This window comes from Brevundimonas sp., from assembly GCF_965278935.1.
In the GTDB taxonomy this organism is placed as follows: Bacteria; Pseudomonadota; Alphaproteobacteria; order Caulobacterales; family Caulobacteraceae; genus Brevundimonas.
In genome coordinates, this window is record NZ_OZ257124.1 from 1,304,954 (window position 1) to 1,326,057 (window position 21,104).

Below are 21,104 nucleotides of genomic sequence, written 5' to 3' on the forward strand. Positions count from 1 at the left end.
ACGAAGCGTGGCGCTCCAGCAGTGAGCCGCCGTGCGGCGAGCGGTAGCGCCCAACGAAGATGAACCGAAAATAACGGTGAAGCTCGGGGAGCCTTCATACGGCATCGCGCATTATCCGTGACATCGACCAACCTCGATGAAACGGAGAGAGCCATGTCGAAGACATTGAACACCACCCTGGCCACCGCAGCCGCCCTGGCCGCCCTGATAACCGCGGCCCCCATGGCCGCACAGGCCCAGTCCAACGGGGTCACCAGCTGTGACGCCCCCGGCGGCCGTCAGACCACTGGCGCCGTGATCGGCGGCGTGCTGGGCGCTCTGGCCGGCAGCCGGATTTCCAGCAACGAACGCGCCCTCGGCGCGGTCGCGGGCGGCGCCGCCGGCGCTGCGGCCGGCTCCTACATCGGCTGCAACCAGCAACGCGCCCGCGCCAACTCGCAGGCCAGTTCGTCGGGCGCCCAGTATCGCGCCTCGTCGAACCTGCGCATCCGTTCAGGCCCGGGCACCAGCTATCGTCAGGCCGGCAGCCTGTCGGCCGGCCAGCCCTTCACGGCCATCGGGTCGGAAGGCGAATGGGTGCAGATCGCCGGCGGCGGCTGGGTCAACGCCCACTACGTGCAGCCCTATTAAGGGCTGAAGGGCGCTATTGCTTGACCGCTTGCAGCTTGAGCGCGACGGCGACTGTTATCGACAAGAGGGCCGCTCCGAAGGGGGCGGCCCTTTTCTTGTTGGCGGCTACCGCCTGCGACGCGGTCGCTCGCTGCCTGAGCCAGGCGCTACTGACTGACCCAGAGAATGCGAGCGATCCAGTCGACGTCCTTGCGGGGGATGATGCGGGGTTCATAGGCGGGGTTGATCGAGTTCAGGGTGACCGCCTTGGCCGTCAGGGAGGCGATCTCCTTGGCCATGGTCTCGCCAGTCGTGGTGCGCACCACGACACGATCACCCTTGCGCACGTCCGAGCGGTCCCGATCGACCAGGACGCGGTCGCCCTGGCGATAGAGGGGAGCCATCGAGTCGCCGGAAATCTCGAGGCTGAACAGGCTCGGGCGGGGCAGGGGCAGGTCCGTCTGGTCCCAGCCTTCGCCGGTCGGCAGGCCCGCGTCGTCGAAGAAGCCGTCGGCCCCCGCCTGGGCCAAGCCGATCAAGGGAATGGTCGGGGCGCGACGGTCGCCGTCCTCGGCCAAGGCCGCGAACTCCGCCAGCGACAGTCCGGCGATCTCCAGCACCCGGGTCAGGCTCTCGGTCGAGGGCCAGCGGGGACGACGGGCCTCGCCGGGACCGAAGCGCTTGGAGACGTTGAAGGAGGTGGCGTCGAGGCCAGCGCGCCGGGCCAGACCGGAGACGGACAGGCCCTGACGCTTCGCGATGTCGTCGAGCGCAGCCCAGACCTTGGCATGGGATAGGGACATGGGATCCGCCGAAATGATTCTGCGGCGATCTTAGCTAGGAATAATGGCCTATTCCAGCCCTGCCGCGCGCCGCTCCTGCCAGGCCCAGAAGGTGCCCAGGCCGATGGCGATCAGAATGCCGTAACCGGCGAGATTCAGGATCGTGTAGAAGGACATCATCCCTCCGCGCAGTCCGAACAGGATCACCAGGTGGCTCATCACGATGATGAGCTGCAGGGCGGCGGCCCAGATCGGCCAGTTGCGGTGGAATTTCCACGCCACGCCGCCGAGCACCAGCAGCATGACGACGTCGAGAGCGAACAGGGCGGGCTGCCAGGTTCCCTGCGGGGTGCTGTCCGACTGGAGCAGCATTCCGGCCATCCAGCCCAGCAGATAGGCGCCCATGGCCAGCCGCTCAGGCTCGTCGCCCTTGGTGAAGGCGAAGAGACCGACCAGCACCATCGGCAGGAGGCCGATCTGCGAATACAGGGTGTCCAACATGAAATCGCCCCCGCGTCGAAAGACGCGGGGGCGATAATGCTTCGAGTCTGGTCAGTCGAAAACCGGAGTCCTCGATATTAACCCGAATTCACGCGACGCGGATGGGCCGAGCGGGCTGGACGGTGCGGAGTTGCTGCTCGACCTGCGGCGGCGGCGGGCCATCGCCCCAGGTGGAGTCGTCCGGCTTGTCGAGCGGGCCGACGTTGTAGACGCCATAGCCCATACGACGATGATCCTTGGCCAGTTCAGCGTGGCAGGCCACGACGGCGTCGCGAGCGGCCGACAAAGCGGCGATCGCTTCGATGGCCTTGGCTTGCGACACCGCGCCGGCGACCGGGGACGCCTTCAGCAGGGTGCGGGCGCCGATCATGGATTGAACGAGCGTAGTCGCCGAGGTGATCGCGGCATCGACCGCGCGCTCGGTAGCGTAGAGATCTCCAGCAACGCTGGCGACGACTTCAGTCCGATCCATGTTAGCCCCTTCCAAAAAGTTACAGTGGTAAACGGAAGCTTAACACGCGTGGGGCGAGATTGGTAGGGCTTCTTTAACCATCGACGCGAACGGCGATGGGCCGCGCCGTGGTCAGTCGAAGGGGCGCCACGCGCCTGTCCGGCGGGCTGGGGAGCACGTCGAGCGGCGTCGGCCAGGGCGTCCCGCGGCGAGGGTCAGGCGTGGTGCTCGTCCATCGAGAAATGCGCTGTCAGACTGGCGATGGGCTGGGCGGGATCGTCCTGCCAGGCCTCGGCCAGCACGTGGGCGACCCGGCGGCCTGCGCGGGAGATCCGGGCGCGGGCATGGACGTCCATCGGCTTTCCCGACCGGAGGTAGGCGGTGGTCACCGTGATCGGGCGGGGCAGCCGCAGTCCCGGCCATGTGTGCGCGACCTGGGCGACCGCGGTCAGTTCAAGCATCGCCGCCGTCGAGCCACCGTGAAGGGCAGGCAGCATCGGGTTGCCGACCAGGTGATCGGCGAAGGGCATGACGACGGTCAGGACATCGCCCTCCATCTCGGTACGCAGGCCGAGAAAGCGGGCGTACGGGATGGTGTCGAGAAGAAGGGTCATGCGTGGTCTCCACGCGGCTTGAGATTGGCGCCGGGCTTTCGGCCTCCGTCGGAGGAGATGACATAGGTGGCCTGGGCCGCCGCCACCGGGTCGGCGGGGTCGTCCTCGAAGGCCCAGGCGCGGACGAAGCCGATGGTCCGGGTGACCTGATAGCAGCGCGCCTCGCTCAGCAGGTCGACACGGGGGCGCGCCGGCCGCATGTAGTCGATACGCAGATCCAGAGTCGCGATGGGCTCGTAGCGCTCCAGCCTGGTCCAGACGGCGAGACCTCCGACATGGTCCAGCATGGCGGTGACCAGACCGCCGGCGAAGACGTCGGTCTCCGGATCGCCGACCAGATCGGGCCGCCACGGCGTGCGCAGCCGCACCCGGTCGCCGACGATCCCCTCGTAGACAAACCCCAGCGCATGGGTGTGGGCGGCGCCGGACGCCAACTGGGGCATCAGGGTGGTCAGGAACATATCGCTCATGAGATCGTCCTTATCGGGCGGGCATTCGCGCGCAAGTCCCGACGCAGGCCCCCGATCCCGATGATGCCCAGACCATGATCCGACCCGAAGACCTGTTGAGACCCACGCCGGCCGGCCTGTACTGCCCGCCGGGCGATTTCTACATCGACCCCGTGAGGCCGGTGGATCGGGCGGTGGTGACCCACGGCCATTCCGACCATGCGCGATCCGGGCACGGCGCCGTGCTGGCCACCGGTCAGACCCTCGCCATCATGGCCGAACGCTACGGCGAGGATTTCACGGAGCGCCGCCAGGCCGTCGGCTATGGCGAGGCGGCGACCCAGAACGGCGTGGAGGTCAAGCTGGTCCCGGCCGGACATGTACTGGGTTCGGCCCAGGCGGTGGTGACGTATCAGGGCCTGACCATGGTGGTGTCGGGCGACTACAAGCGCCGACGCGATCCGACCTGCGTGCCGTTCGAGCCCGTGCCCTGCCACGTCTTCATCTCCGAGGCGACGTTCGGCCTGCCGGTCTTCACCCATCCGCCGGACGCCGAGGAGATCGCGCGGCTGGTCCAGTCGCTCGGACAGTTTCCCGAGCGGGCGCATCTGGTCGGGGCCTATGCCCTTGGCAAGGCGCAGAGGGTCATCAAACTGCTGCGCGAGGCGGGGTGGGAGCGGCCCATCTATGTCCACGGCGCGCTGGAGCGGCTGAACCGGCTGTACGAGCGCGAGGGGATCGATCTGGGGCCGATCCTGCCGGCGACGGGGCTGAAAGCGGGCGCGCTGGGCGGAGAAGTGGCGATCGCGCCGCCCTCGGCGATCCAGGACCGCTGGGCGCGCCGGTTCGCCGATCCCGTGACGGCCTTCGCCAGCGGCTGGATGCTGGTCAAGGCGCGAGCGCGGCAGAGGGGGGTGGAACTGCCGCTGGTGATCTCCGACCACGCCGACTGGCCGGAGCTGATCACCACCTTCGAAGAGATCAGGCCCGAGGAGGTCTGGATCACCCACGGGCGCGAGGAGGGCCTGCTGCGCTGGGCCGAGATCAACGGGATGAAGGCGCGGGCGCTGAGGCTGGTCGGGTATGACGAGGAGGACGACGAGGCGGCGGGCGAACCGGTCGCGGAGGCGACCTCCCAGCCGAGCTAGGCCTGCGCCGTCGCCAGACTTCCGCGACACTCAGGTTCGGGACGCCGGATGAGGAGGGATAGGGCGCGGACACGGCGGGCACTCAGGACGGCTCGCCCCCGGTCAGCTCATCCCGGCGCCGGCGGCCGCCTCTGTGCCGACCCTGCCGGAATGGGCGATGATCCTGTTCGGCGTGACACTCGCAGGCGGCGCGGCGCTGCACATCCAGCATCGACGCATCGCCGTCCGAGAGCGGATGACTCCAGCGGCGGACCTGCGTCTGCCGTTGAATGAATGCGCCTTAAGCCGCGCGACCCTTGCGGGCGGGCGTCTGGGCCTCGACCTCGGCGGGCTCGGCCAGTGCGGCGTTCATGGCCATGCGCAGGCGTTCGGGCTTGATCGGCTTTTCGACCACGGCGGCCATGCCGATCGACAGATAGTGTCTGGCGTCGTCGGGATCGGCATTGGCGGTCAAGGCGACGATAGGGATGTCGCGTTCCGGGCCGGGCAGGGCGCGGATGGCCCGGGTCGCCTGAACGCCGTCCATGCGCGGCATCTTGATGTCCATCAGGATCAGGTCGAACGGACGGGCCTGAACGGCCTCGAGCGCCTCGACGCCGTCCTCGGCGGTCTCGGACGAGCAACCGAACATCTCGCACAGAGCCTGGGCGACCACGCGGTTGGTGGCGTTGTCGTCGACGATCAGGATATGTGGATTGGCCTGAAGCTCGAGTTCGGCCAGGGCCGAGACGTTGGAGGCTTCGTCGGCGACCTTTTCCGACAGGGGCGCGGTGACGTCGAAGGCGAAGGTGGCGCCGCGACCGGCGTTGTTCTCGGCCCAGATCCGGCCTTCCAGACGCTCGACGATCTGCCGGCAGATCGACAGGCCGAGGCCCGCGCCGTCGGGGCCGGAGCCGTGAACGAAGGGTTCAAAGATGGCGTCCACGCGGTCGGCGTCCACGCCGGGGCCGTCGTCGCGGACGCGGGCCTCCATGCGGACTTCGCCGTTCTCGGACCAGGCCTTGAGGCTGGCCTCGACGACGCCGTTGCGGGCGAACTTCAGGGCGTTGCCGATCAGGTTGTTGAAGACCTGCTTGAGGCGGACCCCGTCAATGTCGGCGGTCAGTTCGGTGTCGCCCTCATAGCCCACCATCAGGCGGACGTGATCCTGGGACGCGCGCGGAGCCCACATGGCCTCGATGTCGTCCATCAGGGCGCGGAGAGGCGTCGGGGCCGGGTTCATCTCCAGCTCGCCGGCTTCGGCGCGCGAGAGGTCGAGCGCGTCCTGAAGGATGCGCAACAGGGTCTCGGAGGAATCGACGATGGTCTGGACGTGGGCGTGGGCGGCGTCGTTCAGGGGCTGGCGACGCAGCAGTTCGGCGACGGCGAGGACGCCGTTCATCGGAGTGCGCAGCTCATGGCTCATGATGGCCAGGAACTGGCTCTTGGCGCGGGCCGAGGCGAGGGCCTGGGTGCGGCTGTCGGTCAGGGCGCGCGACTGCTCGGCCAGCTCCGCGTTCTGGCTGCGCTGCTGTTCGTTGACGGCCTGGAGCAGGGAGACGGCGGTGCCGATGCCGCGATAGCGACCGCCGCGCGTGACGATGAAGCCGCGCATCAGCGAGCCCGCGCCGCCCTTGATCAGGATGTCACAGAAGGCGTCGATCCGGACCCCGGCGTCGACCACGGCCGGTTCGGGATCCATGACGTGAGAAACGGCGCGGTTGGCGTAGAGGGCGTGGCCGAAGGGACCGGCGATCTTGAGGAGGAAGGCGTTGCGTTCGATCAACCCGACCGGGCGATCGTCCTCGACCACCGGAATGACGAGGGTGTCGGGCTCGCGTTGAAAACGCGCGAAAATCTCGGCCGCCGAGGTTGTCGGCAAGACCGGTTCGGCGCGTTCCGTCAGAACTTCGATCGTCGGCATACTGGCCGAAACTCCCGTGGTACTGGCGAACAATGCGGGATAACCGTTTGCAAAAGGGTTAAGTGGCGAAACAGTCCGTTTTCGCCAGTCATATGACGTCGGTCTCTTTTGCGAGTGAGACGGGTCTGGTGTAGAGACCTCGCACCCTGTTTATCCCTGTACTGAACCCGATGCGCGCGACCGAACGGCCGACCGCAGGCCCGTCATGACCGAAACCCAAATCCTGACCCTGGCGAACGACACCGCACACGACGCCCTGGTTCTGTTTTCGGGCGGTCAGGACAGCGCCACCTGCCTGGCCTGGGCGCTGGAGCGCTATGAGCGGGTCGAGACGGTCGGCTTCGACTACGGCCAACGCCACGCGGTCGAGATGGCGGCGAGGCTGCGTGTGCGCGACGGGATGGCGAAGGTCCTGCCCGAATACGCGGATCGCCTGGGCCCCGACCATGTCATCGACCTGACCGGGTTCGGCGCCATCGGCGAGACGGCGATGACGACCGACCGGGCGATACAGGTCGGGGCGCGGGGTCTGCCGAACACCTTCGTGCCGGGGCGCAACCTGGTGTTCCTGACCTGTGCGGCGGCGCTGGCGGACCGACGCGGGCTGGCGGTGCTGGTCGGCGGCATGTGCGAGACCGACTTCTCCGGCTACCCCGACTGTCGGCGCGATACGATCAACGCCATGGAGCGGGCGCTGACCCTGGGGCTCGACAAGCCTTCGCCGATCGAGACGCCGCTGATGTATCTGACCAAGGCTCAGACCTGGGACCTGGCGCACGGGATCGGCGGGGACGCCCTGGTCGATCTGATCGTCGAGGAATCGCACACCTGCTATCGTGGCGACCGCGAACATCGGCACGACTGGGGTTACGGCTGTGGCGACTGCCCGGCCTGCGACCTGCGCGCCGCCGGCTGGCGCGACTGGCTGAAGTCTCGATGACCTATTCGGTCAAGGAGGCCTTCCTGACGGTTCAGGGCGAGGGCGGTCAGGCGGGACGTCCGGCGGTCTTCCTGCGCTTCGCCGGCTGCAACCTGTGGAGTGGGCGCGAGCAGGATCGGGCCGAGGCGGTGTGCACCTTCTGCGATACCGAGTTCGTCGGCACGGATGGCGACGGGGGCGGCAAGTTCAGGGATGCGCGGGCGCTGGCGGGTCATGTCGCGTCGTTCTGGATCGGGCGCGATGGCGATCCGAAGCTTGTGGTCTGCACGGGCGGGGAGCCGCTGCTGCAGCTCGATGCGGCCTTGATCGAGGCGCTGCATGATCACGGGTTCGATATCGCGGTGGAGACCAACGGCACGCTGCCCGCGCCCGACGGGATCGACTGGATCTGCGTCAGTCCCAAGGCCGCGGCGCCGGTGGTGCAGACGTCGGGTCAGGAACTGAAGCTCGTCTATCCGCAGGCGCTGGCCATGCCGGACCGGTTCGACGATCTGGCGTTCGAGCGGTTCTGGCTCCAGCCGATGGACGGGCCGGATCAGGCGGCTAACACGGCGGCGGCCATGGACTATTGCCTGCGCCACCCGAAATGGCGGCTCAGCGTCCAGACGCACAAATACATCGGCGTGCGGTGAGCTAGCAGTTCCGGCCCTGCGAGCGCATCTGCTCGCAACGGCGTTGCTGACGGTCGTAATCGCGCTGCTCGCGTTCGCGGCGGGCGCGGGTTTCCTCGTCCGAAGTGGTGACCGCGTCGACGCCGGCGCCGACGACCGCGCCGGTGGCCTGGGCCGCGCCGCCGACGATGGCGCCCGCCGTGCCGACCACGGCTCCGACCAGACAGCCCTGAAGCATCAGCGAGCCCGCCAGGACGACGGCGAGGGCGGCGGTGCGGGACAGGGGCTGGATCATGGCGTGCATCTAGCCCGAACAGGGTGAACGGAAGATGACCTAGCCCACCTGGGCGCGGTGCCTGAGCATCGCGTCGGCGAGGACGCAGGCGGCCATGGCCTCGACCACCGGCACGCCTCGCAGGGCGACGCAGGGGTCGTGGCGGCCCTTGGTGCGGAGGTCCGTCTCGGTCCCGTCGCGGGTCACAGTCTGGCGCGGCGTCAGGATGGAGGAGGTCGGCTTGAAGGCGACCCGGGCCGTCAGCGGCTGACCCGTCGAGATGCCGCCGAGGACACCGCCGGCGTGGTTGGAGCCGAAGACGATCTCGCCGTCCGGACCGAGGCGCATCTGGTCGGCGTTGTCCTCGCCCGACAGTTCGGCTGAGCCGAAGCCAGCGCCGATTTCCACGCCCTTGACCGCGTTGATCGACATCATGGCGGCTGCCAGTTCGGCGTCGAGCTTTCCGTAAAGGGGCGACCCCCAGCCGGCGGGGACGCCGGTGACCTCGAGTGCCACGACGGCGCCGATGGAGGAGCCGGCCTTGCGGATGCCGTCGAGGTAGGCCTCCCATTCGGGAACGACGCCTGCGGAGGCGGCAAACAGGGGATTGTCGTAGACGGCGGAGAAATCGACTGCTTCGGGCGCGATACGGTGCGGGCCCAACTGGACGACACCGGCGCGAATGACGACGCCATCGCCAAGCACCCGGCGAGCCACGGCCCCGGCGGCGACGCGGCTGGCGGTCTCGCGCGCGGAGGATCGACCGCCGCCGCGATGGTCGCGGACGCCGTATTTGGTCTGGTAGGTCAGGTCGGCGTGGCCGGGACGATAGGCGCGGGCGATCTCGCCATAGTCCTTCGAGCGGGCGTCGACGTTGTCGATGTGGATGGCGATGGGGGTCCCGGTCGTGACGGGGCCTGCGCCGTCGTCGAAGACGCCGGACAGGATGCGGGCGACGTCGGTCTCCTGGCGCTGGGTGACGAAGCGGCTGCCGCCGGGCTTGCGCAGGTCGAGCCAGGGCTGGAGGTCGGCCTCTGTGAGCGGGATCAATGGCGGACATCCATCCACGACACAGCCGATCGCCGGCCCGTGGCTTTCGCCCCAGGTGGTCACGCGGAAAAGATGGCCGAAGGTGTTGTGAGACATCGCCCGTGACGCTTAGGCCGCGAGGCGGTCCGGCGTCCAGACGCGGGTGAAGCGGGCCAGCAGGTCTTCGGCGGCCGAGGGGGCGTCCTCGGACGGTTTCAGCGACACGAACAGGTGGCCTTCTGGCCGCGCACCACGCGCAGGCAGGCCCAGGCCACGTAGTCGCAGCCGCACCGGATCGGTCAGGCCGGGGGCGACCCAGGCGCTGCGAACCCCGGCGTGGGTCTCGATCTCGATGCGACCGCCATCGCTGAGCAGGCGGGTCGGGACCGGCCAGCTCATGAAGAGGTCATCGCCCAGCGCCACGAGGCCGTCGGCGGAACGGATCAGGACAGGCAGGTAGAGATCGGAGCCATCCGCGGCGCCAGCCTTGAGGCGCAGATGCTCGCCCGTCCGCATCCCGGCAGGGGCTTGGACTCGCAGGATTCTGTCGTCGAAGCGCACCGTCGTCTGGCCGCCGGAGACCGCCTGAACCGGCGTCAGCCCGACGACCGGCAGGGCGGCGGGGCGCTGGATCGGCGCCGCGAGGGCGGGGCGGGCGGCGCCGGTGGTCTGGATCAGGCGATAGGCGGCGATGATCCGGCGGAAGCGTTCGGCGTCGCCGCCGGCCTGGTCCGGACGTGCGCTTTTGACCGCCAGACGGAAGGCGCGGGTCACGGCCGCCTGTTCGGCCGGACCGTGGAGGCCCAGGACGGCGAAGGCTTCATTCAGGCTGGGGCCGGGGGCGATCATCGGCTCCATAGGCCGCACCCATGGTCAATGCCGGGTTAACCGTGCGGGCGGGCGCGGGCCTTGCTATATCTCCTCGCATGACGAACGCCGCCATTCCGCCCAGCCCCACGCGCGAGGAATACGCTCGCGACTATGCCGCCGCCCTGGCCGCCAACGGGACGAGACGATCTTTGATCGCGCAGAACCGATCGGCCTGTTCGTCGAATGGTTGGAGCAGGCAAAGGCGCACGAGCCGAACGACGCCAACGCGATGTCCCTATCGACCGTGGATGCGACCGGTGCGCCGGACAGCCGGATGGTGCTGTTGAAGGACGTCGATGGGCGCGGCTTCACCTTCTATTCGAACCGGGAGAGCGCCAAGGGCGTGGAACTGGACGCGACACCGCGCGCGGCCCTGCTGTTTCACTGGAAGTCGCTACGGCGTCAGGTGCGGGTGCGGGGATTGGTCGAGCCGGTCAGCGTTGAAGAAGCCGACGCTTATTTCGCAAGCCGGGCGCGGGAAAGCCGCATCGGCGCCTGGGCCTCGGACCAGTCCCGGCCGTTGGCGACGCGCGCCGATCTGGAGGCGGCGGTGGCGCGGGAGACCGAGCAGTTCGAAGGCAAGGACGTGACCCGGCCCGAACGCTGGACCGGCTGGCGAGTGATCCCGGAAGCCGTGGAGTTCTGGCGCGACCGGCCGTTTCGGCTGCACGACCGTCTGCTGTTCACGAGGGACGGCGATGGCTGGACCCGGACGCGGCTGCAGCCCTAGCGGGCGCCGTAACGGGCCAGAAAAGTCTCGACGGCGTCGGCGGCGATCGCCTCCGGCGTGCGCGCGGCCTGGACTTCATCACCGGTGACCAGAGGCATGAAGAAGACGGGGTGTTCAATCATCCCCATCAGCTGGCCCGCCGCCCATGACGCCTTGTCGAAATGCAGATCGCCGCTCGCGGCGAGGGCGGTCAGCGTCTCCATCAACGGCAGGCCGAAGTCGTGCCGGCCCTTCTCGAAGAAGCCCATGGCCACGTCGCGGAAGCGCGGACGTTCGGCCATCACCAGCCGGAAGACGGACCGAACGAACGGATCGCCCATGAAGCCCGCATAGGCGAGGGCGAACCGGTTCAACTGCGTGCGGGCGTCGCCCTCGTCGCAGCGGACGCGCGTCATCTGTTCGGCGAAATCGTCCGAGGCGTTGGCGATGACCGCCGAGAACAGGTCGGCCTTGGACGGAAAATAGCCGTAGAGGGTCGCGGTCGAGACCGAGGTCGCGCGGGCGATGGGTTCGATCCGTGTCGCCGCATAGCCCTCGGACATGAAATGACGTCGGGCCTCGCGAACGATGTTGTCGCGTCGGGGGTCTGAAACCGGGGGCGCGGAGTGGGCTCCGTCTCGTTGCATGGTGGCGTTCGCTTGCATCAGGCCGCAATCGATAGACGATATGCCCAAGCTGGCGATGTCACATCAAAAATCGTCAGGTTTCGACAGGTTTGAGGTGCGCCAGCAGCGGATGCGCCAGGACCGGGGCCGCCAAACGGATCACGGCCTGCGGATCGTCGAGACGCACGGCGGCCGTGGCGTCCGCGATGATGAAGTCGGCGCGGGTCCGCGAGGGTTCGGTCAGGCGCTCGTGGCCCGGTCGCACCGTTTTCAGATACTGGTCGATCACCGATTGTGCCGTCCGGCCGCGTTCGGCCTGGTCGCGCAGCAGGCGACGGATGAAGCGGATGTCGGCCGGCGTGTCGACGAAGACCCGGATATCGAACAGATCGGCGACCGGCGGCGTGCACAGCACATGTGTGCCCTCCACGATCACGACGTCGGCGGCAGGAATGGGCTCGCCGTCCGGCTCGCGGCCATGGTGGATGAAGGAATAGACCGGGGCGGTGACCGGCTTGCCCGCCTTCAGCCGGGTCAGGTCATCGTACAGAAGCTCGTGGTCGCGGGCGGCGACGTCGTCGAAATCGAACGTCGCGGCGTCGAAGCCCGGCAGGGAGGCCGCGTCGCGGTAGTAGGAGTCCTCGCGCATCAGAACGGCCGCGCCCGGCGTCAGGCCGCTGACGATAGCCTCGGCCAGGGTGGACTTGCCAGAGCCGGAGCCGCCGGTGATCGCGATCAGAATGGTCATGGCGGGCCTTCTAGAGCCCGCCGCGATCTAGCGGAAGAAGCAGGTGAGGCCAGCGTAGAGCGAGTCCACCTCGCCGCCTGTCGGGGCGCTCAGGAAGCCGCCCATCTCGCCGAGCGAGAACTCGGCGCCCAGCGTTGAATCCGGGGTCATCGCGACGGTTCCGGATTCCTCCAGCGCCGCGCGGGTCGAGCCGACTCCCACGCCGTCGACGGTCGTCAGGCCCGCCTTGTCGATGAACCAGCCCTGGAAGGTCTCATTCTGGAACAGCAGCTGCAGGCCGTTGGAGAACTGCGCGAACTGGGTCGGGCCGGCGCCGCATTCCTCGTTGGTCGTGACCTGGGGCGCGGCGCCGCCGACCGAGGCGGCGACGGCTGCGATGGCGGTGGCCTGGGGCGTACCGAACGGGATGGCGCGAGCGGCGCCCGTCGCGTCGAACAGGCGCAGGCCTTCGCCCTCGATGGCCAGGCCGCCGGCGGACTGGGCCGGCGTCGCAGCTCCTTCGACGGGCGCGGTGGCCGGCGTTGCGGGTTCGGCGGCGGGGGGCGGCGTCTGGGTTCGATCGCAGGCGGCGAGGACCGTCAGGGCCGCGAAGGCGAGGGCGGTGCGGGTGGCGATACGCATGTCCGGGCGTCCTTTTCGAAGTTTGAGCGGCGGAACAGACGGCAAAAGCCAATGAGACGCAACGGCAAAGCCTGTAACGACGTTCCCGGTGACCTTGCGTCACGTTGCTTATCAGCGGTTACCTCGGCTAGCGTGACTTCAAGCCCTGCATCCAGCCGGGGCAATGAGGGAATGCGATGCTCGGTTTGATGCAGGACTGGCCGCTGACGGTCGATCGGATCCTGGACCATGCCAGGAACTGGCACGGTCACCGCGAGGTCGTGACCCGCTCGGTCGAGGGACCGATCGTCCGCACCACCTACGCCGACATCCACAGCCGCGCCCGCAAGGTCTCGAACGTGCTCAAGGAATGGGGCGTGAAGCGGGGCGACCGGATCGCGACCCTGGCCTGGAACACCGGCAACCACATGGAGGTCTGGTACGGCATCATGGGCATGGGCGCCGTTTGCCACACCCTGAACCCGCGCCTGTTCCCCGAGCAGCTGATCTACATCATCAACCATGCCGAAGACCGGATCATCTTCGTCGACCTGACCTTCGTGCCCCTGCTGGAGGCCGTGCTGCCGCACTGCCCCTCGGTCGAGCGCGTCGTGGTCATGACCGACGAATGGCATATGCCGGCGACCAAACTGCCCAAGGCCGAGTGCTACGAGCAGGTGCTGTCGGGCGTGTCCGACGACTGCGTCTGGGGCGGGTTCGACGAGCTGACCGCGTGCGGCCTCTGCTACACCTCGGGGACCACGGGGAATCCCAAGGGGGTCCTGTATTCCCACCGGTCCAACTTCATCCATACCCTGATGGGGATGCAGGCCACGGTGCTGGGCGCGACCCCCGCCGAGGTGATCCTGCCGGTTGTGCCGATGTTCCACGCCAACGCCTGGGGCATCGCCTTCGCGGGACCGGCCTCGGGCGCGCGTCTGGTCATGCCGGGGTCCAAGATGGACGGGCAGTCCATCTACGAACTGATCGAGAGCGAGGGCGTCACCTTCTCGGCCGCTGTCCCCACGGTGTGGCAGGGCCTGCTGACCTATCTGCGCGAGAACAATCTGAAGATCCCGACGGTCAAGCGGGTGCTGATCGGCGGCTCGGCCGTGCCGGAGAGCCTGATCCGCGCCTTCCACGACGAGTTCGGCATCGAGGTGGCCCAGGGCTGGGGCATGACCGAGACCTCGCCCATCGGGACGATGTCGATCCTGCCCCCCGAACTGGCGGCCCTGCCCTATGACGAGGGCATGAAGTGGCGGGTCAAGCAAGGCATCCCGCCGCTGGGCGTCGAGCTCAAGCTGAAGAACTACGCCGGTCAGGAGATGCCGCACGACGGCACGACCTATGGCCGTCTGATGATCAAGGGGCCGACCATCGCCAAGGGCTATTTCAAGGACGAGGGTGGCGACATCCTCGACCACGAGGGCTTCTTCGATACCGGCGACGTCTCGACGATCGACGAGCACGGCTTCATGCAGATCACCGACAGGGCCAAGGACGTGATCAAGTCGGGCGGAGAGTGGATTTCCTCGATCGAGATCGAGAACATCGCCGTGGGCCATCCCAGGGTCGAACTGGCCGCCGTCATCGGCGCCGCCCATCCGAAATGGGACGAGCGCCCGGTGCTGGTCATCAAGCTCAAGCCCGGCGAAGCCGAGAACAAGCAGGAACACCTCGACTTCCTGGTCGGCAAGATCGCCAAATGGTGGATGCCCGACGACGTCGTCTTCGTGGACGACATCCCGCTGGGCGCGACCGGCAAGATCGACAAGAAGCTGCTGCGCGAACGGCTGAAGGACTACACCCTGCCGAGCGCCATCTCGCCCGAGCGGGTCTGAGCCATGGCCAGCGGCCCGCGTTCGCGGCTGAAGACCGGCATGGCCAAGGTGCGGATCGCCGCGGGCCTGGCCGTCGCGGCGCCGCTGATGACCTTCATCGTTCTCCTGCTGACGCGGAACGGGATCGTCTCGCTGGACCTCGGTCTGGATCTGCTGACGCTCAAGATCGCCAGTACACTCACGTGGGCGGCTTTAGGCTACGCTACCGCGTCACTTGTCCTGTCGCTGCCTCAGTTCAACAGGCTTGGCCTGATCAGTATTGCCATTCTGATCTTCTGCGCTGGCGTCTCGGCCGCCTTCTTCTTCCAGTCTCGCGCGATCGCCGTCGCAGGACCGCTTGATGTATCGACCGACCTGACCGAACCGCCCGCGGTGCCGGGCGCCGCGGGTGCGCCCGTCGCCTGTCCGGGCGTGCAGGCTGTCATGACCCAGGTCGCTCCGGCCAAGGCCACCGACGCTCTGCAGGCCGCGGGTTTCTCCGTCACGGAATCCCAGCTGTTCCGCTCACGCGGCGTTCGCGACGGCTTCTGGTTCGGCATGGGGCACGAGGCGGTTGTCCGCATCCGCCCGGACCGCACCGACGTCCGGGTCGTGGCGCGCTATGACCACACCGACGGCGGCGCCACCTGCAAGGTCGCCGCGAAACTGGTCGCCGCGCTTCAGGCCGCTCCATAGGTCGAGCCGAGCCCGGGCGGTCCCTCGACCGATATCCGGCCCTCCCCGACCAGTTTGATCAGGTGGGCCAGCACCGACAGGCTCGCGGCCGGCCACAGGCGTTGATCCACGGCGGCGTAGAGAACCGGGACCATCTGGGCGATCGTCCGGTCGCCCGCCCGGACCCGTGACAGGATCTGCGCCTCCCGCTCCAGCCGGTGGGCCCAACAGGCGGCGAGGAAGGGCGCGACGTCGGTGATCGGCGCGCCGTGGGTCGGCCACAGGTTCGAGAACCCGGCGGCGATCACCGCGTCGAGGCTGCGCATATAGTCCGACATGTTCCCGTCCGGCGGCGCGACCACCGTGGTCGACCAGCCCATGACATGGTCGCCGCAGAACAGGGCGTTCTCCTCCTCAAGAGCGAAGGCCATGTGGTTGGAGGCGTGACCCGGGGTCGCCATCGTGCGCATCGTCCAGCCGTCGCCTTCGATCCGCTCGCCGCCCGACAGGATCGTGTCGGGCGCGAACACCTCGTCCTCGTCCTCGTCCAGAGCGCCCGAGGCGTGGGTCTGGCGGGCCGGCGGTCGCATGGCCAGAACCGGCGCCCCGACCCGGTCGGCGAATGGCCGGGCGAGGGGAGAGTGGTCGCGGTGCGTGTGGGTCACCAGCACATGGCTGACCGTTCGGCCATCCACCGCCTCAAGCAGCGCCGCCAGATGCGTCTGGTCGACGGGGCCGGGATCGATCACGGCGACGGAGGCGCCGTTCTCCGGCCGCCCCACGATGTAGGTCCCTGTGCCCGTGAAGGTGAACGGCCCCGGGTTGTCGCAGATCACCCTCTGGATCAGGGGCGAGACCTGATCGCAGCGGCCGTAAGCGAAGTCGAACGCGCGCACGAACGGGATCACGATGCGGCCTCCGGAAAGCGGCGCGGTCCTTGCCTTAACGAGAGGTAAATCCCGTCCGGAGCGTACCCCGTGGCCCGCAGCATCGCCTTCACTGTCTCAAATCGGCTCCAGCCCATCGCGGCGGCCTTCCTGTGTCTCATGGCGGCGCAACTCGTTCTGGCGTCGTGCGGTGATCCCGAACCCATACCTTACGCCACGCGCGTCGCGATCCAGCGCTAGAGCGGCAATCGGCTGAGGTCGTAGCCGGCGTTCGCTGCCGCCTCTCGCAAATCATCGGCTCCGGCGCGATCCAGCGCCCGCATCGCCAACGCCCAGGCCACGGTCGAACGTGTGCCCGAGCGGCAATACATCAGCACGGGCTCGCCCGTCTCCAGCGCGTCCGCCACGGCGCGCACCGCGTCCGGCCCAGGCATGCCCGCCACGGGCGCGTGCACATAGTCCAGACCCGCCGCCCGCACGGCGTCTTCCATCTCGGCGGAGGAGGGCTGCCCCGCGTCCTCGCCGTCCGGCCGGTTGTTGACGACCGTGCGCACGCCCATGCGGGCGATCTCGGCCAGATCCTCGATCGCGATCTGTGGCGCGGCCCAGACATCGGCGGCGAGGGGGCGTGGCGAAAACATGATGCGGACCTTTCCGGTTCGGGGAACTGACAGTGACGCTTTGTCGGCTGCAACGTGTCCTGAATGCGACACTGATGAGGCCACAACATTACACGCCTGTAATTGCGGTGGCGCGGCAAAGTTCAACGGGCCTATCACTAGGTCAGTCTGCGACAATTTGCGTCGCACGACGACCATCAGTGCGGCGGAGGGTCGCACTATCGTTTCAGGAGAACGATTTTGAGAAACCAATCCATCCGGCAGCGCATGCTCGCCACCACGATGATGGGCGGCGCGGCCATTCTGGCCATCGCAGCCCTGCCCGTGGTCGCGGTCGTCGCCGCGCCGACCGCCGCAGTGGCGCAGGACTACACCAACGGCACCCTGACCGGCGCCGTCGAAGGCACCAACGGCGAGCCGATCGTCGGCGCCACGGTGACTGTCGTCTCGAGCGCACAGGGCATCAGCCGCAGCGCCACCACCGGCGCCAACGGCCAGTTCCGCGTTCCCCTGATCCCGACAGGTGCCTATTCGGTGACTGTCGCCGCCTCGGGCTTCGACAATGTTTCGGATGACGTCAACGTAGCGCTGGGCAACAACAGCTACGTCTTCACGCTCGGAACCGCTGGTTCCTCGGGCTCGAACGTCGACGACATCGTGGTCACGGGCGTTCGCCGCTCGCTGGACATGTCGCGCGCCGCCACCGGCGTGTCGATCGACGTGGACCAGCTGATCGAGAACGTGCCGGTCGCCCGGAACATCACGGCGATCACCCTGCTCGCTCCCGGCGCCGTAGTCGGCGACTCGCAGTTCGCTCTCGGCCAGTCGCAACTCCAGGCCCCGCCCGCGCTCGGCGGTTCGGGCCCGGCTGAAAACGCCTTCTTCGTCAACGGCCTGAACATCACGAACTTCGTGACCGGTCTGGGTGGCGCGACCGTGCCGTTCGAGTTCTACAAGACGGTTGAAGTGAAGACCGGCGGCTATTCCGCCGAGTTCGGCCGCGCGACCGGCGGCATCATCAACGCCACCACCAAGTCCGGCACCAACGACTTCGTCGTCGAGCTGCACGGCACCTGGGCCCCGGATTCGCTGCGCGAAGATGCGCCCGACACCATTTCGGGCGACAACTACGCCGGCGTTGTGAACCATCTCGGCGAGTTCGAAGAGAAGACTCTGACCTTGGAAGTCGGCGGTCCGATCATCCGCGACCGCCTGTTCGCCTATGGTATCGTCGCCTACTCTGACATGCAGTCCAGATCGGCGTCGCAAACCGGCGTGACAGGCACGTACAACGAAGATGCATTCAGCGACGAGCCGTTCTACGGCCTGAAGCTGGACGGCTACATCACTGCCGATCACCGCCTGGAGTTCACCTATTTCGATACCTCGGGCGAGCGTACGCGGACGTCGTTCAACTACGTCCCTGCGACGGACACGGTCGGGACGACGGCCCTGAATTCCACGGTCCTCGGTCAGGGCGGCGAGAATTGGGTCGGACGCTACACCGGTACGATCACCGACTGGCTGACCATTTCGGCGGCCTACGGCGAGACCACCATCAACTCGGGCAGCCAGGTTCAGCCGACAGCTGAATCGCTGGTGACCGACTCGCGCACCGGCCAGAACAGCGCGCGTCGCAGCCGCCAAACGGCTGCCGCCTCCTCGATCGAACTGGCGGAGCGCAAGTTCTACCGCGCCGACGCGGACGTCTATTTCGACCTGTTCGGCCAACACCACGTTCGCTTCGGCTACGATCACGAAGACACGCTGCTGACGACGCAGTCGGTTCGTAACGGCGGCGGAAACTACACCTACCGGTCGGCCAGCGCCGCGATCGCCACCCAATACGGTCTGGCGACCGGCCAGGAATATGCGGAACGCCGTATCTTCACCTCGGGCGGCGGCTTCGAGGGGGCCAACGAAGCCTACTACATCCATGACTCGTGGGATGTGTCGGACCGACTGAACCTGCAGATCGGCTTCCGGAACGACAACTTCGAGACGGCCAACACCAAGGGCGTCACCTTCATCAGCTTTGAGGAGAACTACGCCGCCCGCCTCGGCGCGACCTACGATCCGATCGGCGACGGCACCTCGAAGTTCTACGGCAGCTATGGCCGCTACTTCCTGCCGCCGGTTTCGAACACCGCGTTCCGCATCGCGGCGCCGGCGATCGACATCACCGAGTTCTATACGGCGGCAGGCGGGGCGCTCTACTTCGGCGGCACGCCCGGCTCGACCACCGGCTTCAACGCCACGACGGGCCTGCCCACGGCAGGCTTCGGTCCCCAGATCGTCAACCGCCCCGGCCTCGTCGCCTGTCCGGCGGGCACCGGCACCTCGGCCGCCGCTGGCGCGGTCGCCTGTTCGGTGCGGAACAACGGCTCCGAGCCGGATCCGACCACTCTGGTCGCTACCAATCTGGGAGCCACCTACGAGGATGAGTTCATCGTCGGCTATGAAAGCCAGGTCACCGATCTGTGGACCCTGGGCGTCAAGGCTATCTACCGGAACCTCGGCCGGATCGCCGAGGACGCCCTGCTAGACAACGGCGTCATCGCCTACTGCCGTCGCAACAACCTGCCGCTGACCAATGCCGCCGGCACGGGCTGTCAGGACCTGTACCACGGCCAGGATCTGTACCGGATCATCAACCCGGGCGAAGACGCGACGATCCGCGTCGATATTCCCAACGCCTCCGGGGTGGTCTCCACGCAGACGATCGCTCTGTCGGCCGCCGATCTGCCGTTCCCGAAGGTCAAGCGTGAATACACCGCACTGGAGTTCACCTTCGACCGCGCCTTCGACGGCGTCTGGGGTCTGACCGGCTCCTACACCCTGTCGAAATCCGAGGGTAACACCGAGGGTGGCGTCAAGTCCGACGTGGGTCAGGTCGACTCCGGCATTACCCAGGACTTCGACTTCATCGCCTTCCTGCCGGGCTCCTATGGCCTCCTGCCGAACCACCGCGCCCATCAGTTCAAGCTGTACGGCTCGTGGCAGGCGTTCGACAACTTCACGGTCGGCGCCAACCTTTCGGTCACCTCGCCGCGTCACTACGGGTGCATCGGCCTGGCTCCGAACGGCTACGCCGATGGTCAGGTCGCCAACAGCTCGTACGGAGCGGCTTCGCGCTTCTGCAACGGCCTGGTCGTTGACCGGGGTTCGGCGTTCGAAAGCGACTGGCTGACCCGCTTCGACATGTCGTTCCGCTACAGCCTCGATGACGTCGTTCCCGGCAACCTGGTTCTGCGTGCCGATGTCATCAACGTGTTCAACCTTCAGGGCGTCGCCCAGAACAACGAATACGGCGAAAACGATGCCGGCGGCCCAGACGTCAACTACATGGCGCCCACGGTCTACCAAGCCCCGCGTTCGATCCGCTTCGGCTTCGACTGGGCGTTCTAAACTTCAGACTGACTACATGAGCATGACTGGGCGGCGGATCTTCGGGTCCGCCGCCCTTTTCTTTGGGAAATTGGCGCCGCAGAAAAACCATTGCGACGCTTCAGGCGTTGGGTGGGGCGAGCTCCCCGAAACAGATCACGGACCGTCCATGCGCTTTCGTCTCGCCGCCTCGCTTCTCGTTCTGACCTTTGCGATTCAGTCGCCCGCCTTCGCCCGGCAGGATGACGGGCCGGTCGTCACCGCCCGCGACGCCGGAGAGAGCGTGGATTCACTGCGGGCGCGCGAAGCCATCGCCTATGAGACGCCGCTGCCGCGCGGCGCGCCGGAACAGGACTATCCGCTGGTGGCCTGGTGCGCGGCTCTGGTGGAAGGGCACATCGCGCTCGGTCGCAGCCTGACGACGGCCGACGATCTGGATCGCGACATCATTCGACTTGGCGGGCTGGAAGCGGCGGATTTCCGTGACGCGCTTCGCGCCGGTCAGGCCCGCCAGACGCCTGCGACCCTCGCCGCCGCCCGGGCGGCCGAAGCGGACGCCGCCGCCAAATGGGTTCCCTTGCAGGCGCAGGAGGACGAACGGGCCCGCAGCGAGGCCTTCGGTCTGTTCTTCGGCCTGCCGGGCCGTTGCGAACACGCCGCCCGTCGGGTGCGCGACAACATTACGACCCCGCCAGTGACCCTGACCCAAGCCGGGCTGGACGAAGTCGGCGTGCCGCTGGCGAACTAGGTTTCGGGTCTTGTCCCCGTCGCTAAGCTATGGGGAGGTGGATGCGAGCTCTTCGCGAGCAGACGGAGGGGCTCTGGACGGCGGCAAGACCCCGTCCGTC

The 21,104-nt window shown here is 67.6% G+C and carries 23 protein-coding genes and 1 pseudogene; 10 read left to right on the forward strand and 14 right to left on the reverse strand.

Annotation, left to right across the window (positions count from 1 at the left end; translation table 11 throughout):
- The first annotated feature begins 153 nt into the window (after nucleotides 1-153).
- Nucleotides 154-630, forward strand: a complete 477-nt coding sequence (locus tag ACQY68_RS06480; RefSeq protein ID WP_428152230.1) for an SH3 domain-containing protein — start codon at nucleotides 154-156, stop codon at nucleotides 628-630.
- A gap of 146 nt (nucleotides 631-776) precedes the next feature.
- Here the strand turns inward: ACQY68_RS06480 and ACQY68_RS06485 are convergent, their stop codons facing one another.
- From ACQY68_RS06485 to ACQY68_RS06505, 5 genes are all read right to left on the reverse strand, one after another.
- Nucleotides 777-1,412: a S24 family peptidase gene (locus tag ACQY68_RS06485; RefSeq protein ID WP_428152231.1), complete on the reverse strand. Its 636-nt coding sequence runs from the start codon at nucleotides 1,410-1,412 to the stop codon at nucleotides 777-779.
- 48 nt (nucleotides 1,413-1,460) lie between these two features.
- Nucleotides 1,461-1,892 carry a hypothetical protein gene (locus tag ACQY68_RS06490; protein WP_428152232.1) on the reverse strand — a complete coding sequence of 144 codons (432 nt, stop codon included), beginning with the start codon at nucleotides 1,890-1,892 and terminating at the stop codon, nucleotides 1,461-1,463.
- A gap of 88 nt (nucleotides 1,893-1,980) precedes the next feature.
- On the reverse strand, nucleotides 1,981-2,364 hold the full coding sequence (locus tag ACQY68_RS06495; RefSeq protein ID WP_428152233.1) for a hypothetical protein: 384 nt from the start codon (nucleotides 2,362-2,364) through the stop codon (nucleotides 1,981-1,983).
- Nucleotides 2,365-2,558: 194 nt separating this feature from the next.
- Entirely contained in the window at nucleotides 2,559-2,957 is a 399-nt protein-coding gene (locus ACQY68_RS06500) for a PaaI family thioesterase (protein WP_428152234.1), read from the reverse strand.
- The gene (locus tag ACQY68_RS06505; RefSeq protein WP_428152235.1) at nucleotides 2,954-3,427 is read right to left on the reverse strand and encodes a PaaI family thioesterase; all 474 of its coding nucleotides are present in this window, start codon (nucleotides 3,425-3,427) and stop codon (nucleotides 2,954-2,956) included. Before ACQY68_RS06505 ends, ACQY68_RS06500 begins: the two co-directional genes overlap by 4 nt.
- A 74-nt stretch (nucleotides 3,428-3,501) precedes the next feature.
- Between ACQY68_RS06505 and ACQY68_RS06510 the strand changes: the two genes are divergently transcribed.
- Nucleotides 3,502-4,554 carry a ligase-associated DNA damage response exonuclease gene (locus ACQY68_RS06510; protein WP_428152236.1) on the forward strand — a complete coding sequence of 351 codons (1,053 nt, stop codon included), beginning with the start codon at nucleotides 3,502-3,504 and terminating at the stop codon, nucleotides 4,552-4,554.
- Between the two features lie 280 nt (nucleotides 4,555-4,834).
- Here ACQY68_RS06510 and ACQY68_RS06515 read toward each other — a convergent pair whose 3' ends face one another.
- Nucleotides 4,835-6,457 carry a response regulator gene (locus ACQY68_RS06515; protein ID WP_428152237.1) on the reverse strand — a complete coding sequence of 541 codons (1,623 nt, stop codon included), beginning with the start codon at nucleotides 6,455-6,457 and terminating at the stop codon, nucleotides 4,835-4,837.
- A 205-nt stretch (nucleotides 6,458-6,662) separates the two neighbouring features.
- On the opposite strand from ACQY68_RS06515, the gene queC reads away from it, so the two are divergent.
- Both queC and queE read left to right on the forward strand, forming a co-directional pair.
- Nucleotides 6,663-7,397 (forward strand): 7-cyano-7-deazaguanine synthase QueC, encoded by a 735-nt coding sequence (gene queC, locus ACQY68_RS06520; RefSeq protein WP_428152238.1) that lies wholly within the window; start codon nucleotides 6,663-6,665, stop codon nucleotides 7,395-7,397.
- Complete coding sequence (gene queE / locus ACQY68_RS06525) at nucleotides 7,394-8,029, forward strand: 7-carboxy-7-deazaguanine synthase (protein WP_428152239.1); 636 nt, start codon at nucleotides 7,394-7,396, stop codon at nucleotides 8,027-8,029. The genes queC and queE overlap by 4 nt, the downstream gene beginning before the upstream one ends.
- A 1-nt stretch (nucleotide 8,030) precedes the next feature.
- On the opposite strand, the gene ACQY68_RS06530 is transcribed toward queE, so the two are convergent.
- From ACQY68_RS06530 to ACQY68_RS06540, 3 genes are read right to left on the reverse strand one after another with little or no spacing between them, the layout of a single operon-like run.
- Nucleotides 8,031-8,303, reverse strand: coding sequence for a hypothetical protein (locus ACQY68_RS06530; RefSeq protein ID WP_428152240.1), 273 nt, complete (start codon nucleotides 8,301-8,303; stop codon nucleotides 8,031-8,033).
- 39 nt (nucleotides 8,304-8,342) lie between these two features.
- Complete coding sequence (gene aroC, locus ACQY68_RS06535; RefSeq protein WP_428152241.1) at nucleotides 8,343-9,428, reverse strand: chorismate synthase; 1,086 nt, start codon at nucleotides 9,426-9,428, stop codon at nucleotides 8,343-8,345.
- A 12-nt stretch (nucleotides 9,429-9,440) separates the two neighbouring features.
- The gene (locus ACQY68_RS06540; RefSeq protein WP_428152242.1) at nucleotides 9,441-10,160 is read right to left on the reverse strand and encodes a DnaJ C-terminal domain-containing protein; all 720 of its coding nucleotides are present in this window, start codon (nucleotides 10,158-10,160) and stop codon (nucleotides 9,441-9,443) included.
- 77 nt (nucleotides 10,161-10,237) lie between these two features.
- Here ACQY68_RS06540 and pdxH point away from each other — a divergent pair.
- Nucleotides 10,238-10,911, forward strand: a pseudogene (pdxH, locus tag ACQY68_RS06545) (pyridoxamine 5'-phosphate oxidase).
- Here pdxH and ACQY68_RS06550 read toward each other — a convergent pair.
- The 3 genes from ACQY68_RS06550 to ACQY68_RS06560 form a co-directional block, all read right to left on the reverse strand.
- Nucleotides 10,908-11,453 carry a TetR/AcrR family transcriptional regulator C-terminal domain-containing protein gene (locus ACQY68_RS06550; RefSeq protein ID WP_428152243.1) on the reverse strand — a complete coding sequence of 182 codons (546 nt, stop codon included), beginning with the start codon at nucleotides 11,451-11,453 and terminating at the stop codon, nucleotides 10,908-10,910. The pseudogene pdxH and the gene ACQY68_RS06550 sit on opposite strands and share 4 nt — an antisense overlap.
- A gap of 157 nt (nucleotides 11,454-11,610) precedes the next feature.
- Complete coding sequence (gene udk, locus ACQY68_RS06555) at nucleotides 11,611-12,264, reverse strand: uridine kinase (RefSeq protein WP_428152244.1); 654 nt, start codon at nucleotides 12,262-12,264, stop codon at nucleotides 11,611-11,613.
- Between the two features lie 27 nt (nucleotides 12,265-12,291).
- The gene (locus ACQY68_RS06560) at nucleotides 12,292-12,885 is read right to left on the reverse strand and encodes a hypothetical protein (RefSeq protein WP_428152245.1); all 594 of its coding nucleotides are present in this window, start codon (nucleotides 12,883-12,885) and stop codon (nucleotides 12,292-12,294) included.
- A gap of 176 nt (nucleotides 12,886-13,061) precedes the next feature.
- On the opposite strand from ACQY68_RS06560, the gene ACQY68_RS06565 reads away from it, so the two are divergent.
- Nucleotides 13,062-14,708 (forward strand): long-chain-fatty-acid--CoA ligase, encoded by a 1,647-nt coding sequence (locus ACQY68_RS06565; RefSeq protein WP_428152246.1) that lies wholly within the window; start codon nucleotides 13,062-13,064, stop codon nucleotides 14,706-14,708.
- A 3-nt stretch (nucleotides 14,709-14,711) separates the two neighbouring features.
- A complete protein-coding gene (locus ACQY68_RS06570) occupies nucleotides 14,712-15,383 on the forward strand; it encodes a hypothetical protein (RefSeq protein WP_428152247.1) in 672 nt (223 codons plus the stop codon).
- Here the strand turns inward: ACQY68_RS06570 and ACQY68_RS06575 are convergent.
- The gene (locus ACQY68_RS06575) at nucleotides 15,368-16,270 is read right to left on the reverse strand and encodes an MBL fold metallo-hydrolase (protein ID WP_428152248.1); all 903 of its coding nucleotides are present in this window, start codon (nucleotides 16,268-16,270) and stop codon (nucleotides 15,368-15,370) included. The genes ACQY68_RS06570 and ACQY68_RS06575 overlap by 16 nt on opposite strands.
- Before the next feature lie 69 nt (nucleotides 16,271-16,339).
- Between ACQY68_RS06575 and ACQY68_RS06580 the strand changes: the two genes are divergently transcribed.
- A complete protein-coding gene (locus tag ACQY68_RS06580) occupies nucleotides 16,340-16,489 on the forward strand; it encodes a hypothetical protein (protein WP_428152249.1) in 150 nt (49 codons plus the stop codon).
- Here the strand turns inward: ACQY68_RS06580 and ACQY68_RS06585 are convergent.
- Nucleotides 16,486-16,890 carry a TIGR01244 family sulfur transferase gene (locus ACQY68_RS06585; RefSeq protein WP_428152250.1) on the reverse strand — a complete coding sequence of 135 codons (405 nt, stop codon included), beginning with the start codon at nucleotides 16,888-16,890 and terminating at the stop codon, nucleotides 16,486-16,488. The two genes, ACQY68_RS06580 and ACQY68_RS06585, sit on opposite strands and share 4 nt — an antisense overlap.
- 219 nt (nucleotides 16,891-17,109) lie before the next feature.
- Between ACQY68_RS06585 and ACQY68_RS06590 the strand changes: the two genes are divergently transcribed.
- Together ACQY68_RS06590 and ACQY68_RS06595 are read left to right on the forward strand one after the other, a co-directional pair.
- A complete protein-coding gene (locus tag ACQY68_RS06590) occupies nucleotides 17,110-20,277 on the forward strand; it encodes a TonB-dependent receptor (protein WP_428152251.1) in 3,168 nt (1,055 codons plus the stop codon).
- A gap of 148 nt (nucleotides 20,278-20,425) precedes the next feature.
- A complete protein-coding gene (locus ACQY68_RS06595) occupies nucleotides 20,426-21,004 on the forward strand; it encodes a hypothetical protein (protein ID WP_428152252.1) in 579 nt (192 codons plus the stop codon).
- Nucleotides 21,005-21,104 lie beyond the last annotated feature (100 nt).

Excerpts from the sequence above, each read along its gene's own strand:
- ACQY68_RS06485 (WP_428152231.1), bottom strand. The coding sequence starts at position 1,412 with ATGTCCCTATCCCATGCCAAGGTCTGGGCTGCGCTCGACGACATCGCG.
- queC (WP_428152238.1), top strand. The coding sequence starts at position 6,663 with ATGACCGAAACCCAAATCCTGACCCTGGCGAACGACACCGCACACGAC.
- aroC (WP_428152241.1), bottom strand. The coding sequence starts at position 9,428 with ATGTCTCACAACACCTTCGGCCATCTTTTCCGCGTGACCACCTGGGGC.
- ACQY68_RS06550 (WP_428152243.1), bottom strand. The coding sequence starts at position 11,453 with ATGTCCGAGGGCTATGCGGCGACACGGATCGAACCCATCGCCCGCGCG.
- queE (WP_428152239.1), top strand. The coding sequence starts at position 7,394 with ATGACCTATTCGGTCAAGGAGGCCTTCCTGACGGTTCAGGGCGAGGGC.
- ACQY68_RS06510 (WP_428152236.1), top strand. The coding sequence starts at position 3,502 with ATGATCCGACCCGAAGACCTGTTGAGACCCACGCCGGCCGGCCTGTAC.
- udk (WP_428152244.1), bottom strand. The coding sequence starts at position 12,264 with ATGACCATTCTGATCGCGATCACCGGCGGCTCCGGCTCTGGCAAGTCC.
- ACQY68_RS06490 (WP_428152232.1), bottom strand. The coding sequence starts at position 1,892 with ATGTTGGACACCCTGTATTCGCAGATCGGCCTCCTGCCGATGGTGCTG.
- ACQY68_RS06560 (WP_428152245.1), bottom strand. The coding sequence starts at position 12,885 with ATGCGTATCGCCACCCGCACCGCCCTCGCCTTCGCGGCCCTGACGGTC.
- ACQY68_RS06540 (WP_428152242.1), bottom strand. The coding sequence starts at position 10,160 with ATGATCGCCCCCGGCCCCAGCCTGAATGAAGCCTTCGCCGTCCTGGGC.
- ACQY68_RS06570 (WP_428152247.1), top strand. The coding sequence starts at position 14,712 with ATGGCCAGCGGCCCGCGTTCGCGGCTGAAGACCGGCATGGCCAAGGTG.
- ACQY68_RS06495 (WP_428152233.1), bottom strand. The coding sequence starts at position 2,364 with ATGGATCGGACTGAAGTCGTCGCCAGCGTTGCTGGAGATCTCTACGCT.
- ACQY68_RS06565 (WP_428152246.1), top strand. The coding sequence starts at position 13,062 with ATGCTCGGTTTGATGCAGGACTGGCCGCTGACGGTCGATCGGATCCTG.
- ACQY68_RS06595 (WP_428152252.1), top strand. The coding sequence starts at position 20,426 with ATGCGCTTTCGTCTCGCCGCCTCGCTTCTCGTTCTGACCTTTGCGATT.
- ACQY68_RS06480 (WP_428152230.1), top strand. The coding sequence starts at position 154 with ATGTCGAAGACATTGAACACCACCCTGGCCACCGCAGCCGCCCTGGCC.
- ACQY68_RS06500 (WP_428152234.1), bottom strand. The coding sequence starts at position 2,957 with ATGACCCTTCTTCTCGACACCATCCCGTACGCCCGCTTTCTCGGCCTG.
- ACQY68_RS06585 (WP_428152250.1), bottom strand. The coding sequence starts at position 16,890 with ATGTTTTCGCCACGCCCCCTCGCCGCCGATGTCTGGGCCGCGCCACAG.
- ACQY68_RS06505 (WP_428152235.1), bottom strand. The coding sequence starts at position 3,427 with ATGAGCGATATGTTCCTGACCACCCTGATGCCCCAGTTGGCGTCCGGC.
- ACQY68_RS06515 (WP_428152237.1), bottom strand. The coding sequence starts at position 6,457 with ATGCCGACGATCGAAGTTCTGACGGAACGCGCCGAACCGGTCTTGCCG.
- ACQY68_RS06530 (WP_428152240.1), bottom strand. The coding sequence starts at position 8,303 with ATGATCCAGCCCCTGTCCCGCACCGCCGCCCTCGCCGTCGTCCTGGCG.